This window comes from Bradyrhizobium sp. LA6.8 (assembly GCF_040547935.1).
GTDB lineage: Bacteria > Pseudomonadota > Alphaproteobacteria > Rhizobiales > Xanthobacteraceae > Bradyrhizobium > Bradyrhizobium barranii.
The window spans coordinates 136,507-150,184 of sequence record NZ_JBEPQQ010000003.1; the positions used below are offsets into that span (position 1 = coordinate 136,507).

The 13,678-nt window shown below is 64.5% G+C and carries 13 protein-coding genes and 1 tRNA gene; 13 read left to right on the top strand and 1 reads right to left on the bottom strand.

The features are described 5' to 3' along the window. The first annotated feature begins 6 nt into the window (after window positions 1-6). The 3 genes from ABIA90_RS14290 to ABIA90_RS14300 all read left to right on the top strand — a co-directional run bounded on the left by ABIA90_RS14290 (window position 7) and on the right by ABIA90_RS14300 (window position 1,234). On the top strand, window positions 7-768 hold the full coding sequence (locus tag ABIA90_RS14290; protein WP_354118283.1) for an ABC transporter ATP-binding protein: 762 nt from the start codon (window positions 7-9) through the stop codon (window positions 766-768). A gap of 56 nt (window positions 769-824) precedes the next feature. Beyond that, window positions 825-898 (top strand) — tRNA-Cys (locus ABIA90_RS14295). 189 nt (window positions 899-1,087) lie between these two features. Further along, complete coding sequence (locus ABIA90_RS14300) at window positions 1,088-1,234, top strand: hypothetical protein (RefSeq protein WP_167767891.1); 147 nt, start codon at window positions 1,088-1,090, stop codon at window positions 1,232-1,234. Window positions 1,235-1,315: 81 nt separating this feature from the next. Here the strand turns inward: ABIA90_RS14300 and ABIA90_RS14305 are convergent, their stop codons facing one another. Then, the gene (locus ABIA90_RS14305; RefSeq protein WP_039148908.1) at window positions 1,316-1,510 is read right to left on the bottom strand and encodes a hypothetical protein; all 195 of its coding nucleotides are present in this window, start codon (window positions 1,508-1,510) and stop codon (window positions 1,316-1,318) included. 262 nt (window positions 1,511-1,772) lie between these two features. Here ABIA90_RS14305 and ABIA90_RS14310 point away from each other — a divergent pair, with 262 nt between their 5' ends. The 10 genes from ABIA90_RS14310 (at window position 1,773) to ABIA90_RS14355 (ending at window position 13,636) form a co-directional block, all read left to right on the top strand. After that, a complete protein-coding gene (locus tag ABIA90_RS14310) occupies window positions 1,773-2,036 on the top strand; it encodes a hypothetical protein (RefSeq protein WP_354118282.1) in 264 nt (87 codons plus the stop codon). A 441-nt stretch (window positions 2,037-2,477) separates the two neighbouring features. After that, window positions 2,478-3,395 (top strand): ABC transporter substrate-binding protein, encoded by a 918-nt coding sequence (locus ABIA90_RS14315; RefSeq protein ID WP_354118281.1) that lies wholly within the window; start codon window positions 2,478-2,480, stop codon window positions 3,393-3,395. After that, window positions 3,395-5,017: an amino acid ABC transporter permease/ATP-binding protein gene (locus tag ABIA90_RS14320; protein WP_354118280.1), complete on the top strand. Its 1,623-nt coding sequence runs from the start codon at window positions 3,395-3,397 to the stop codon at window positions 5,015-5,017. Before ABIA90_RS14315 ends, ABIA90_RS14320 begins: the two co-directional genes overlap by 1 nt. A gap of 43 nt (window positions 5,018-5,060) precedes the next feature. Beyond that, window positions 5,061-6,302, top strand: a complete 1,242-nt coding sequence (locus ABIA90_RS14325; RefSeq protein WP_166341567.1) for an acetamidase/formamidase family protein — start codon at window positions 5,061-5,063, stop codon at window positions 6,300-6,302. 134 nt (window positions 6,303-6,436) lie between these two features. Beyond that, window positions 6,437-8,767, top strand: a complete 2,331-nt coding sequence (locus ABIA90_RS14330) for an acetamidase/formamidase family protein (protein WP_354118279.1) — start codon at window positions 6,437-6,439, stop codon at window positions 8,765-8,767. A 14-nt stretch (window positions 8,768-8,781) separates the two neighbouring features. Further along, window positions 8,782-9,165 carry a RidA family protein gene (locus ABIA90_RS14335; RefSeq protein WP_071914108.1) on the top strand — a complete coding sequence of 128 codons (384 nt, stop codon included), beginning with the start codon at window positions 8,782-8,784 and terminating at the stop codon, window positions 9,163-9,165. A 340-nt stretch (window positions 9,166-9,505) separates the two neighbouring features. Next, window positions 9,506-10,669 (top strand): PspA/IM30 family protein, encoded by a 1,164-nt coding sequence (locus ABIA90_RS14340; protein WP_354118278.1) that lies wholly within the window; start codon window positions 9,506-9,508, stop codon window positions 10,667-10,669. 10 nt (window positions 10,670-10,679) lie between these two features. Then, on the top strand, window positions 10,680-11,339 hold the full coding sequence (locus ABIA90_RS14345; protein WP_354118277.1) for an OB-fold-containig protein: 660 nt from the start codon (window positions 10,680-10,682) through the stop codon (window positions 11,337-11,339). Between the two features lie 23 nt (window positions 11,340-11,362). After that, the gene (locus ABIA90_RS14350; RefSeq protein ID WP_354118276.1) at window positions 11,363-13,057 is read left to right on the top strand and encodes a flotillin family protein; all 1,695 of its coding nucleotides are present in this window, start codon (window positions 11,363-11,365) and stop codon (window positions 13,055-13,057) included. A 210-nt stretch (window positions 13,058-13,267) separates the two neighbouring features. After that, the gene (locus ABIA90_RS14355; RefSeq protein WP_071914099.1) at window positions 13,268-13,636 is read left to right on the top strand and encodes a hypothetical protein; all 369 of its coding nucleotides are present in this window, start codon (window positions 13,268-13,270) and stop codon (window positions 13,634-13,636) included. Window positions 13,637-13,678: the final 42 nt, after the last annotated feature.

Genomic DNA, 13,678 nt, shown 5'->3' on the forward strand with positions numbered 1-13,678 from the left:
GCGCGCATGAGCCTTGCTGCCCAGATCGTGCTTCGCAACGTTTCGGTCAAATTTCCGGTGCTGTCGTTCCGCGACCGTTCGCTGCGCAGCCGGTTCGTCAGCGCGGTGACGCTGCGCCGGACGCCAGCGGTGCCGCACATCGTCTCCGCGCTCAACGACGTCAGTCTCGACATCCGCGCCGGTGACCGCGTCGCCATCATCGGCGCCAACGGCGCAGGCAAGACCACGCTGCTGCGGGTGCTCGCCGGCATCTATCATCCGACCGCGGGCAGCGTGGACGTGCTCGGCCGCTGCCTGTCGCTGTTCGACCTGTCGGCCGGCTTCGACGAGGAGGCCACGGGCTACGAGAACATCGTGCGCCGCGGGCTCGTGATCGGCGCGCGGCGCTCCGAGATCGATGCGCGGCGGGCGGAGATCGCCGAGTTCACCGAGCTCGGCGACCGGCTCGACCTGCCGCTGCGGACCTATTCCAGCGGCATGATGCTGCGCCTCATCTTCGCGGTCGCAACCGCCGTGGAAGGCGAGATCGTGCTGCTGGACGAATGGATCGGCGTCGGCGATCAGCAATTCCGCCGGAAGGCGCGGCAGCGGCTCGATGAGATCGTGGCCCGTGCCGGCATCCTGGTGCTGGCCTCCCACGACATCGAGCTGATCCAGAGCACCTGCAACCGCGCGATCCTGCTGGAGGAGGGGCGGATGACCGCGGCCGGCCCGACCGATGCGATTCTTGCGAAATATCTCGCCGGTCCCGGCGGGGCCAAGGGGTAAACGCCCGGCCGGGGTTGCCTAAGCCATTGATCCCCTATATTGCTCCGCCCTTACGGGGCCACGTGGCGGAGTGGTTACGCAACGGTCTGCAAAACCGTGTACACCAGTTCAATTCTGGTCGTGGCCTCCATAACAACCTCCTGATATTTCATCATAAATTTTGCTCACCGCGCGTTCCGCGGAGCACGCGATTGAGGCCTGCCAGGCCGTGCACACCGGGTTTGCCCGGGGTTTGGCGGACACCAGCGATTCAGGCCCGATGGCATAGACTTCGCATCTGCGAAGTGATGCGTCACGAACCCCTGGAGCTGGAGAGCACGTGAGCGACGTCGTCCGATTTGTCCCGAAATCCGAGCTGGAGCGGGCTCGCCTCATTCGCGAGGCGCGTGCGATCTATGACAGCATCTTTCCGCCGGCCGCACCCGACCGGGTGCCGCAGGACGGCGAGGAGCGGGTCAAGACCTGATCGGTCCCGCGCCATTCCGGCGCATGGCCGATAGCAAAACGCCCGCGGGAGCGGGCGCATCGGTTGACGTTGAAAGTGGTCTCAACAGGCCGCGTACCAGCCGTCCGGAAACGGCAGAAGGGGCCAGGCGCCCTCATTGTCATTGGCGGCTTTGGGCGTTGCGACGTACGACCACGAGCGGGGCACGAATTCCTCCTCCGGCTCGGGCGCGAAATCTTGATAGACCATGGCGTCCCGGACGGCATCCAGCAGCAAGTTGAATTCGGCTTCGCTCATCGCACCCTCGCAGAACGCGGATGGCGCAATGTCGCAAAGCCGGTTTGTTACCCGATTGAGCCGATCGTTCGCATTTTAGCGACCCGGCGATCGGGCTCCGATTGGTTAGCAATTCCTTAAAATCCCCGCGGAACCGTACGTTCCTCCCGTCCGGCCTCAGTGTGAAAGAGATCACATCCCCCGCGATTTATTTCTCCTACCCCTTGGCACGACACCGGCCAGCGAAGGCCGGGGGCGGGCAAGGCAGACGGGAGACTTGGTCATGAGGGCAAGGTTCTTACGGTTTGCGGGTGCGAGGAGCCGGGCGCGCCGCGCCTCGACGGTCGGGCTGTTCCTGGCGCTGTTCGCCTCCGCCGCCAATGCGCAGCAGGGAACGCCGGAGCAGCGCCGGGCCTGCACCCCCGACGTCTATCGGCTCTGCGCCGGCGAGATCCCCAACGTCCGCGCCATCACGGCCTGTCTGCGCCGTAACCGGTCAAGCTTGAGCGAGGCTTGCCGCACCGTGTTCGATCAAGCCGGCGGTTGACATAGCCGCCCTGTGGGTTTGTGCGCAGCAAGTGGCTCGTGCGGTCTCGCGAATCCGGCATAGTCGGCCTGTGGATATGCTGCGGACAGCCTGTGGACGGACGGTGAGATGCTGTGGATGTCGTCCACAGATGCGTCTGCCCCGCACCCTATTTCCGTCAGCGAGCGTCATATCTCTGTCAAATATCCTGACTGATTGATTCTCCAGCCGCGCAGATCATTGCGTCGCGTGAGATCATTTGGTTCTCCCGAATTCGGAATTGCGTGCTGCAGGACACCTGACACACGAACAGTTTTTGTGCAGCGGGCTGCCCAATTCGCGGGCCCCATTCATCCAATTTTTTGTACGCCCGCGGACAAGCTTTCCCGTCCGCACTCCACCTAGGCTCGTTCCCGAGATCTGGAACATGGCCAGTGCCATGACAATTCGAAGGAGCTGGAGATGGAGACACGGGTATTGCCCCATGCACGGGGGATCGCACGCGCATCATTGCCATGGCGCAAAGTCGCGCTCGGCGCCACCATGGCTTTCGGCTTCGTCGCCGCGGCACCGTTGAGTGCGCAGGCCGCCGCGCCCGCCGCCTGCGCCGCACTCCAGGAGAAATATCCGGACTGGAAGGGCAAGACCCTCGTCAACGCCATCAACCCGCACACGCCGGGCTATGAGACGATCGACCCGAAGGATCCCAGCAAATATATCGGCTTCGACATCGATCTTGGCGAAGCCATCGGCGAATGCCTCGGCTTCAAGCTGACCTACAAGCCGGTGACGTTCGCAGCACTCCTCACAACACTCGCTGCCGGCCAGGCGGACATCGTCATCTCCGACATCTACGCCACCAAGGAGCGCGCCAAGGCCGCCGACTTCATCACCTACTCGAAAGTGTTCGACGGCGTGCTGGTCGCCAAGGGCAATCCGAAGGGCATCAACGGCATCAACATGTCGATGTGCGGCACGGCGGCCGCCGAAAACACCGGCTATGTCGAGGTGCCCCTGATCCAGGCCCTGATCCCGGAATGCAAGAAGGCCGGCAAGGCCGAGCCGACAATCCAGCTCTACGACAACAACGCCAACTGCATCCAGGCGATCCTGGCCGGCCGCGCCGACACCTACATCAACGACGTCAATACCGTCGACAGTGCGGTGAAGGCCTATCCGGACAAGCTGGAGAAGGCGGTCGCGGTGACAATCCCGTATTCGGTCGGCATCGCCGTCCCGAAGGACAAGCCGAAATTCCGCGACGCCGTGCTGGCCGCACTGATCGAGGTGCAGAAGGCCGGCACGCATATGGAGCTTCTGAAGAAGCACGGGCTCGACGTGAACAACTTCAAGGAACCGGACATTCTGACGGCTGACTGATGTCGCTGTTTCTCCATTACCTGAGCATGCCGTATCTGCTCGAGGGCATCGAGCTCACCCTCGAGGTGACCGCCCTCGGGCTCGGTGGCGGATTGATCCTCGGATTGATCCTCGCCGGCATGCAGCTCTCGCGCTTCTGGCCCCTGGCGGCGATCGCCAGGGCCTACACCGTGATCTTCCGCGGCACGCCGCTGATCCTGCAGATGGTGTTCGCCTACGACGCGCTGCCGCATATCGGCATCAAGCTGCCGGCGGTGCTGGCGGCCGGCCTCGCGCTCGCCTGCAACGAGGCGCCGTTCATCGCGGAGATGCTGCGCGCCGGCGTGCTCGGCGTCGACCGCGGGCAGGTGACGGCCGGCCAGGCGCTCGGCATGACGCCGCGGATCCTGATGTGGCGGGTGATCGCGCCGCAGGCGATCCGCACCATGATCCCGGCCTTCGGCAACGAGGCGGTGAGCGCGCTGAAGAATTCCTCGCTGGCGTCCGTCGTCGCAGTCCAGGAGCTGACCTTGCGCTCGACCCAATTGGCGTCCTCGACCTTCGACTTCTTCTCGATCTTCTTCGCCTCTGGCCTCTTGTACCTCGTGCTGACCTTCGCCATCAGCGTCATCCAGTTGTTCGTCGAATGGCTGCTCGATCTCGACCGCGCCAAGGGACGGAAGCGCAAGCTCGCCGATTACCTGCCGTGGCGTCGCGTCGATCTCGGCGCCAAGCTGGAGCTTGCGGAGGCGACCGTCGCCGATCCTGAACCCGTGCAGGCAGAGCTGACCGACACGCCGCCGCTTGCTCTGACCAGAGAGGAGCGCACGCGGCGTTCCGCGACGATCGCGCGCAACAACATCGCGGTCGAGACCAAGGACCTCACCAAGAGCTACGGCACGCAAAAGGTGCTCGGCGGCCTCGATCTGACCGTTCGCGTCGGCGAAGTGGTCGCGCTGCTCGGCCCCAGCGGCTCGGGCAAGAGCACGCTGCTCCGCTGCATCAACCATCTCGAAAGCTGGGACGGAGGCACCGTGCGCGTCGGCGGCCGCCGTCTCGGCTTTGACGACGACGGCAAGTTGCTGTCACCCCGGGCCATTGCCAACGAGCGGGCAACCGTCGGTGTCGGCATGGTGTTCCAGCAGTTCAATTTGTTCGCCCATCTGTCGGCGCGCGAAAACATCGCCGGGCCTTTGCGCTGGGTCCACGGTATGACCCGCATCGACGCCGACCGTCGCGCCACCGAGCTGCTCGACCGTGTCGGTCTCTCGCATCGCGCCGACGCGCTGCCGCGACATCTCTCCGGCGGCCAGCAGCAGCGCGTCGCCATCGCCCGCGCGCTGGCGCCCAATCCAAGCGTGCTGCTTTTGGACGAGCCAACCTCGGCGCTCGATCCCGAGCTCGTCAACGAGGTGCTTGAAGTGATCCGGCGGCTCGCCATCGACGACGGCCTCACCATGATCATCTCGACGCACCAGATCCGCTTTGCCGATGAAGTCGCCGATCGCGTCGCTTTCTTGAGCGGCGGCGCGATCATCGAGGAGGGGCCGGCGCACGAGGTGCTCACCAACCCCCGCAATCCGCTGACGGCGCGTTTCCTCAGCGTGATGGAAGCCGACAAGACTCCGGAGGCGGTGCGATGAGCGCTGCCTTCGTAAGGTTCAAGACTCCCGAAGAGGCCACGTCATGAAGCATTTCACGCTGCCGGTTTCGCCGAAGACCGTCCACTGGGGCTATTTCTCCAAGAAGGTCACGCCGGCCCTGACGCTGCGCTCGGGAGACCGCGCCACCATCGAGACGCTGACCCATCATGCCAATGACGATTACGAGCGCATGATCCAGGGCGATCCCGGTGCCGAGAGCGTGTTCCAGTGGACGCGCGAGCACAAGGCGGTGGCGCGCCGCGGCTCGGGCCCGACCGAAGGTCCGTTCATCCGCGGCGCAGGCGAGGGGATCGGCGTGCATCTCCTCACTGGTCCCGTCGCGATTGAAGGTGCCGAGCCCGGCGATATCCTGGAAGTGCGCATCCTCGACATCCGGCCGCGACCGAGCTGCAGCGCCTGCCATGCCGGCCGCTGCTTCGGCTCCAACGTCGCGGCCAATTGGGGCTTTCATTATCACGATTTGATCGAGGAGCCGAAGCCGCGCGAGGTCGTCACCATCTTCGAGCTCGACACCTCGGGCGAGCCTTATGCGAAAGCGGTCTACAACTACGTCTGGACGCCGCAGACCGACCCCGACGGCATCGTGCATCCCACCATCGACTATCCCGGCGTGCGCGTCGATCACGCCACCGTCAGGAAGCGCGAAAACATTCTGTCGAGCGTGAGGGTGCCCGCGCGATTGCATTTCGGCACCATGGGCCTCGCGCCCTCGGAAGCTGATTTCGTCAGCTCGATCCCGCCGAGCTACACCGGCGGCAACATCGACGACTGGCGCATCGGCAAGGGCGCGCGGATGTTCTATCCGGTCGCGGTCCCCGGCGCCTATTTCTCGGTCGGCGATCCCCACGCCGCGCAAGGCGACAGCGAGCTCGGCGGCACCGCAATCGAGACCTCGCTCACCGGCGATTTCGAGTTCATCCTGCACAAGAAGGCTGATCTGGCCGGCACCAATCTGGAGGGCCTCGACCATCCGATGCTGGAGACCGATCACGCCTGGTCGTTCTACGGCTTCACCTATCCGAACTATCTCGCCGCACTCGGCGCCGACGCACAAACCGAGATTGCCAATCACTCGAGCCTCGACCGTGCGATGCGCGATGCGTTCAGAAAACTCCGGCGGTTCCTGATGACCGTGCACGGTCTCAGCGAGGACGAGGCGATCTCGCTGCTGTCGGTCGGCGCCGATTTCGGCGTCACTCAGGTCGTCGACGCCAATTGGGGCGTCCACGGCACGATCCGCAAGAACATCTTTCGCTGCGACTAATGCATTGAGACACAGCGAGTTTTCGGGATGAGGAGATGAGCGGCGAACGTCATTTGCGGCCCGTTGCTGCGACGGATGACCGCGTTCGTCTGGCACAGAGGTTGCTTCGATCAACTGCAATCTGGGTTGATCCGATGAGCTTCCGGCCGTTCACGAGCGAGTCCTACGCGCAAGACGACCGCCCCGAAGCCTGGCGGGACGTGCTGGCGGCGGTTGGCCTGCAACCGGCGACCGGCCATTCCTTCTTTGACGGACATGCAACCGCATCGCATCGCCATGCCGCAGGTGTTGCGCTGACGCGCATGGCCGCTGGCGCGCAAAGCGTCGCGCCTCTTTCGCAACCGAATGAAGACCTTCCGATCGCGCTGATCCCGGTCGAGGACGGCATGGTGCTGAAGAGCGCCGGCGGCCACCGCATCGTTCCGGTCGGCCATCTCGTGCTGCTGCCGCGGAGCGGGGACTGGAGCATCGTGTTCCAGCGCGACATGCGGGCCATCGTGCTGTCGGTGACCTCGGAAGCGCTGCACGGACGCCTCTCGGGCAGGCCGCGGCTCGGCGAGCCCCGCGTCGTTCCACCCAGCGGCTTTGCCGATGTGTTCTCGCGTCTGCTGGACGCGACCGCGCGCACGCTCGACACGTTGAGCGATGCCGAGTGGAATTCGGTCGCGCAGTCGCTCGTTGATCTGCTCCTGACGCTCGCGCATCAACTGGCGGCTTCGACGTCCGATGCCGGATCGAGTGCGACGCAGGCCGCGCTGCTGCATCGGATCTGCCAGACCATCGAGCGGCGGCTCGACGATCCCGAACTGGCGCCGGCGCGCGTCGCGCAGGCCGAGGGGATTTCCGAGCGCTATCTGCAAAAGCTGTTCGAGACGGTCGGCGACAATTTCACCCATTACGTCCGGGAGCGCCGCCTCCAGCGTGCCTGGGCCGATCTGTCCAATCCAACCGAGGCGCATCGTTCGATCTCGGAGATCGCCTACGCCTACGGCTTTGGCGATTCCGCACATTTCAGCCGCGCCTTCCGTCATCGCTTCGGCCTGCCGCCGCGCGAGTTTCGCCAGCAGGAGGCGGAGCGGGCGACCTTGCAGCACGGCATTGCCGGCCAGCGCGGCTGGCCGCAGGAGGCGCTGGCGCAACTGCGCGTGCATTCGAGCGTCGAGGCACGCAGCACCGTTGCGTGTGCCGGCACTGAGGAGCGGACAACCACGGAACGCAGGCATCACCATCTCCCGGTCGAAGCCAGCCGCATCCATTGGGGCTATTTCAGCCGCTCGCTGGCGCCGCAAATCGAGATCGCCTCGGGGGACACCATCACCATCGAGACGCTGACGCAGCACGCCTCCGACGCACCCGAGATGATGATCGCGGGCGATGCCGGTGCTGAAAGCGTGTTCGGCTGGACACGGGACAAGAAGAACGTCGATCGTCGCGGCGCTGGCCCGATGGATGCCAGCGTGTTCGGCCGTGGCGCCGGCGAAGGATTTGGCGTGCACATCTGCACGGGGCCGGTCGCGGTGAAGGATGCCCAGCCCGGCGACGTGCTGGAGGTGCGCATCCTCGACATCGTGCCGCGCGCGAGCCGCAATCCGAACCATGCCGGCCGCGTGTTCGGCTCCTCGGTCGCGGCTTGGTGGGGCTATCACTACAACGAGTTTCTCGGCGGTCCCATGCCGCGCGAGGTCGTCACCATCTACGAGATCTTCGACGATCCAGAGGAGCCGCACGCCCGGGCGCTTTATTCCTATCGCTGGGAGCCGCAGACCGACCCCTTCGGCGTCGTGCACGCCACCTACGACTATCCCGGCGTCCCCGTCGCGCCCGCCACGGTGAAGCGCCGGCATGCTGTACTCGATGGCATCCGCATTCCCCTGAGGCCGCATTTCGGCGTGATCGCGGTGGCGCCGCGCGAGGTCGATTTCGTCGACTCCGTGCCGCCGTCCTATTTCGGCGGCAATCTCGACAATTGGCGGCTGGGGAAGGGCTCTACCGTCTATCTTCCGGTTTCGGTGCCCGGCGCGCTGCTGTCGGTCGGCGATTCCCACGCCACGCAAGGCGACGGCGAACTCAGCGGCACCGCGATCGAATGCTCGATGACGGGGACGTTCGAGGTGATCCTGCACAAGAAGGCCGATCTTGCAGGCCGGCCCTTTGCCGATCTCTCTTATCCCCTGATCGAGACCGAGACCGACTGGGTGCTGACCGGCTTCAGCCATCCCAACTATCTCGCCGAGTTCGGCGCGCAGGGCCAAAGCGAAGTCTACACAAAATCCTCGCTCGACCTCGCCATGAAGGATGCGTTCCGGAAAATGCGGCGCTTCCTGATGAACGTGAAGGGCCTCAGTGAGGACGAGGCGATCGCGCTGATGTCGGCCGCCGTCGATTTCGGCGTCACCCAGGTCGTCGACGGCAATTGGGGCGTGCACGCCATCCTCAGCAAGCGCCTGTTTCGGGACGCGACTTAACAAGGACATCTCAAGTGAAATTCCACATGATCAGCGGCGGACCGAAGCCGGTCGCGCCCTTCAGCCACGCCGTCGAGACCGACGGGCTTGTCTTCGTCACCGGCCAGATGCCGGACACACCGCAGGCGCCGGGTGTGCTGCCCGACGGCATAGAGGCACAGACGCGGGCCGTGATGGAGAATTTGAAGGTGGTGCTCGCCGGCCTCGATCTCGGCCTCGAGCACGTCGTGATGACGCGGATCTATCTGACGCGTTTCAAGGAAGACTACGCCTCAATGAACGAGACCTATCGCAGCTTCTTCGCACCGGATCGTTTGCCGGCTCGCACGTGTGTCGGCGTCACCGGGCTCGCCTATGATGCGCTGATCGAGATCGACCTGGTGTGCCGGCGGCCGTGAGCTCGGCTTTCGCAGCCCGGTCGCTGCGGCACGAACTGATGCGCAGCAGAGCCGGGGCCCATGCCACAGCTACGGTGCGGCTTTCCGGGTCCCGGCTTGGCGCCGTAACGTTCCACGTTGCAACGCGGCCGGGACACGAGAGTGGCAGTCGCCAAACGCTCCCTCCACTTCGTCTTAAATTGCAACCCGCGCGTGCAAGAAGTCTTGATCGGCCGTGATCTAGGGATGATCAACCGCCTTGAACGCGTCGACTGCGGCCGACGACTAACCCACAGAGTGCATGAGGGTTAGGGGAAAGTGATCGTACTTCCTCTTCCTAAAGCACCAAAATGGTGCTTTAGTGCTTTCCATGAGCCCGTCGTCCAAAAACGCGCCGTCCGCGCTGCGTTACAGGCTTGCCCCTGACCCGGCCGCCAAGGCCGCCATGGAGGCGACGTTCAGGGCCTATGACCGCATGATGGAGATCCTGGACGAGGTGGCGCGGAGCCATAACGTCGGCTCCAACGTCGTCCTGCTCCATGCCCATGCCTATGAGCCGATCCGGAAAGAAACCGCGCTGCCGTCGCGGCTAGTGACGCTGGGCCTGCGCGACCGCGCCGATTATCGCGCCGCTCAGGGCCGCCGCCTGCCGCTCGACGACAAGCTCGCCAAGATCAAGGGCCCCGCCACCATTTCGATTGCAACCGTGGAAGGGCGCTTCAGCGTGCCCTTCGACTATGCCGGCTATGCCGAGGGTTGGGGGCAGAGCGCTCCCGCGCACCTGATCCGCACCGACGACGGTTTCGAAGTTCACTACGGCGTCACGCCGAACAATCTGCCAGAGGAGGAGAACGCCATGGATACCATCGCTGCCGCCCCCGACAACTTCCTGTCACGGGTCGGGCGCCTGATCGCCGGGATCGCCTATGACGCGATCGAGCAGGCGGAGGGGAAGAACAAGCTGAACGTGGTTGGCCAAGCCATCCGCGAGATCGAGCGCGCGGAGAGTGAAGCGCGCGATTCGCTCGCGGCCGCGCGCGCCGAGGAATACCGTCTCAACGCGCGCCGCACCGAGATCGAACGCGAGATAACCGATCTTGCGCCCAAGATCGAAGGTGCGATCGCTGATAGCCGAGACGATCTCGCACGCGCCGGCATTGCGCGGCAGATGGACCTGGAGGCGCAATTCGAGGTGCTCTCCCGCGCCATCGATGAGAACAACGAGAAGATCGAGCAGTGCGTGACGTCGCTGCGCGCCGTGCTGTCAGCATTGCAAGATGCCGAGCAACGCCGCGCCGATCTCGAAAAGAGCGAGGCTCACGCAAGCCATCAGGCCTCGACGTCGCCCCGGAAGTCCGGTGGTGCCTCGGCGGCAGCGAAGGCCTTGCGCGCGGGCAGGGCGGTGGCGCGCGCCACCGGCGTTCCGGCAGCGATCCCGTATTCAAGCGACATCGACGAGCTCAGCACGTTGCATCGCGACAAGGAGATTGCAGCGAGGCTGGCGCGGTTGAAGTCGCGCTCCTGAGTAATGTGTCATGAGCGCACTGCTCGAACACGTGATGTCGCCGGAGGTCAGGCCGTTCGCGATCGCGGCGGCCATGATCCTCATCGTCGGTTCGATCGAGGTGGTCTCGATGCTGGTCGGGGCCTCGCTCAGCGAGATGCTCGGCACCAACATCGATTTCGGTCACCCCAGCGACAATGGCGTGATCAACGCCATCTCCTGGATCAATGTCGGCGGCGTGCCGCTCTTGATCTTCCTGCTGTTGCTGCTCGGCGCGTTCTCCATCACCGGCTTCCTGATCCAGGACATTGCGCGGATGGTGGCGGGTCCCTTGCCGGCAACGCTCGCGTCGGTCGGAGCGGTTGCCGTCTCGATTCCGGTGGTCCGCGCCGCAAGCAGAGGCATCGCGCGGGTCATTCCCAAGGATGAAAGCTATGCCGTCGGCCTCGGCGATCTCGTCGGCCGCGTCGGCGAGGTCGTGATCGGCCCGCTCGATCAGGGGCCGCCCGGCCGCGTCAGCGTCGCCGACATCCACGGCAACCGGCATTTCGTGTGGGCGGTCGCCGCACCGTCATCATCGCCCCTGCCGCAGGGAACCACGGTCCTGCTGGTCGATCGCGCCGGCACCCGCTTCGTCGCGGTGAAGGCCGACGATGAACTCAAACCTTCCAAGCCGACTCTAAGCAGCTGACAAGTCATTTATCGGAGAAAGTCATGTTCGACATTGCAGTCCCGGCCATGATCGGCGTCGCGCTGATCGTCGTCCTCGGGATCGTCTTCACCATCCTCTACAAGCGCGCCACCCGCGACGAGGCCTTCGTGCGCACCGGCCTCGGCGGCAAGAAGGTCGTGCTCGACGGCGGCGCCATGATCCTGCCGATCTTCCACTCCTATGCCAGCGTCAATTTGAAGACGCTGCGGCTCACTGTCGAGCGCAAGGAGCGGGAGTCCCTGATCACCAAGGACCGCCTGCGCGTCGACATCGTCGCCGAGTTCTACGTGCGCGTCCGTCCTGACGATGAGAGCATTGCGCTCGCGAGCCAGACGCTGGGCGCGCTGACGAATGACGCCGAAGCCCTGCGTAACCAGGTCGAGGCAAAATTCGTTGACGGCCTGCGGTCGGTGGCGGCCACCATGTCCATCCTGGAGTTGCAGGAGAAGCGCAGCGACTTCGTCAAGCATGTGCAGGCGACCGTGGAATCGGACGTAAAATCCAACGGTCTCGAGCTTGAATCGGTGTCGCTGACCAAGCTCGACCAGACGGATGTGAAATTCTTCAATCCGGAAAACTTCTTCGACGCCGAAGGTCTGACCCAGCTGAAGACCGTCACCGAGACGCGCAGGCGCGACCGCAACTCGATCGTGCGCGACAACGAGGTGGCGATTGCGCAAAAGGACCTCGAGGCGCGGCAGCAGACCCTGACCATCGAGCGCACCAAGAAGGAGGCCGAGCTCTCCCAGGAGCGCGACATCGCCAACAAGACCGCGAGCACCCGCGCCGAAGTCGCGACCGCGACCCAGACCGCGCGCCTGACCGAGGAGAACGCCCGCATCGATACCGACCGCGCCGTGGCCGAGAAGGAGGCCGGCGCCAAGCAGGTCAAGGAAACCGCGGTCATCGAGTCGGATCTCGCCATCAACAAGCGCAAGACCGACGCGCAGCGCGAGATCCAGATCGCCACGCAGGAGAACGAGATCCAGATCGCGGCCAAGAGCAAGCAGACCTCGGAAGCCGTCGCCGACGCCAAGACCGCCGAGGCGCTCGCCGTCTCCGCGGAAGAAAAGGTCGTGACCGCCCGCGCAGTCGAGGTCGCCGATCGCACCCGTCTCACCCAGGTGCTCGCCGCGCGGACCGAGGCCGAGCGCAAGTCGACCGAGCTGATCGTCGCGGCCGAAGCCGAAAAGAAGGCCTCGCTCGATCGCGCCGAGGCCGTCAAGACGCTGGCCACCGCGGAAGCCGAGTCCAACAAGATCAAGGCTGTCGGCGTCAGGAATATCGGCGAGGCCGAAGCCGCAATCATCACGCTCAAGAACGAGGCGCAGAACAAGCTCGGCGCCAACGTCATCGACTTCGAGCTCGCCAAGAAGCGGATCGAGACCATGCCCTCGGCGCTGGCCGAGATGGTCAAGCCGATCGGCAATCTCAAGGACGTCCGCATCCTGCACACCGGCGGCGCGTTCGGCGGCAATGGCACCGGCGGCAGCAATGTCGGTTTCGGCGAAGGGCTTGCGGGCGAGCTCCTCAAGGTGCACGCGCTGCGTCCGATGATCGACGAGATCCTGCGCCAGAGCGGGTTTGCGCCGGGCGAGGATCCCGTGAAAGCGCTGGTCGGCGCCGTGACGGGAAAGAGCAACGGCGCCGCAGTGCCGGCGCCCGTGCCGGAGAAAACAAACACCGCCGATCTATGAACGCCGGTTCATTGCTGCGGAGAATTCGAATCGATATGAACTGCCCGTGCGCGTCTCGCGTCGCGCACGCTCCGGAGCGTCGATCGATCGCGTGTTGAACCACTCGATCGCGCTCCGGGTGAATTCTTCGAGGCAACGCCATTTGTTGCCGCGGTGCCTGCGCGGATCGACGTCAGGCACCGGAGCCTCTTTCGATCGGGGGAATTTCACATGAAGTATTTTCTGTCCGGACTGATCGCGATCGGTCTTGCGATCGCCGCTACGCCATCGTTCGCGGCCGACGCCCGCAACGTCACCGTCGTCAACGAGACCGGCTATGCCATCAAATTCCTGGGCTTCAACGCGCCGGACGACGGCCTGGACGAATGGGAGAACGAGCTCGAAAAGGTTTTGCAGAACCAGGCGAGCACCTATGTCGAGTTCGAAGAGGACGACGAGGGATGTGTCTGGAACATCCGCGTCGACTGGCAGAACTATGACGAATCCGTGCTCTGGAAGAACGTCAACCTCTGCAAGATCACCGCGCTTCGGCTGCGGTACGACTCCGGAACCAAGACCACGTCCTTCGTCGCCGAATAGTTTGACCTGACTTGACCAGGGGAGGGGGCGGCGGCCCTTCCT

What these genes read in the sequence shown, in the direction of transcription:
- ABIA90_RS14315 (WP_354118281.1), top strand. Translation starts at nt 2,478, where the DNA reads ATGGAGACACGGGTATTGCCCCATGCACGGGGGATCGCACGCGCATCA.
- ABIA90_RS14305 (WP_039148908.1), bottom strand. Translation starts at nt 1,510, where the DNA reads ATGAGCGAAGCCGAATTCAACTTGCTGCTGGATGCCGTCCGGGACGCC.
- ABIA90_RS14310 (WP_354118282.1), top strand. Translation starts at nt 1,773, where the DNA reads ATGAGGGCAAGGTTCTTACGGTTTGCGGGTGCGAGGAGCCGGGCGCGC.
- ABIA90_RS14355 (WP_071914099.1), top strand. Translation starts at nt 13,268, where the DNA reads ATGAAGTATTTTCTGTCCGGACTGATCGCGATCGGTCTTGCGATCGCC.
- ABIA90_RS14290 (WP_354118283.1), top strand. Translation starts at nt 7, where the DNA reads ATGAGCCTTGCTGCCCAGATCGTGCTTCGCAACGTTTCGGTCAAATTT.
- ABIA90_RS14325 (WP_166341567.1), top strand. Translation starts at nt 5,061, where the DNA reads ATGAAGCATTTCACGCTGCCGGTTTCGCCGAAGACCGTCCACTGGGGC.
- ABIA90_RS14320 (WP_354118280.1), top strand. Translation starts at nt 3,395, where the DNA reads ATGTCGCTGTTTCTCCATTACCTGAGCATGCCGTATCTGCTCGAGGGC.
- ABIA90_RS14330 (WP_354118279.1), top strand. Translation starts at nt 6,437, where the DNA reads ATGAGCTTCCGGCCGTTCACGAGCGAGTCCTACGCGCAAGACGACCGC.
- ABIA90_RS14345 (WP_354118277.1), top strand. Translation starts at nt 10,680, where the DNA reads ATGAGCGCACTGCTCGAACACGTGATGTCGCCGGAGGTCAGGCCGTTC.
- ABIA90_RS14350 (WP_354118276.1), top strand. Translation starts at nt 11,363, where the DNA reads ATGTTCGACATTGCAGTCCCGGCCATGATCGGCGTCGCGCTGATCGTC.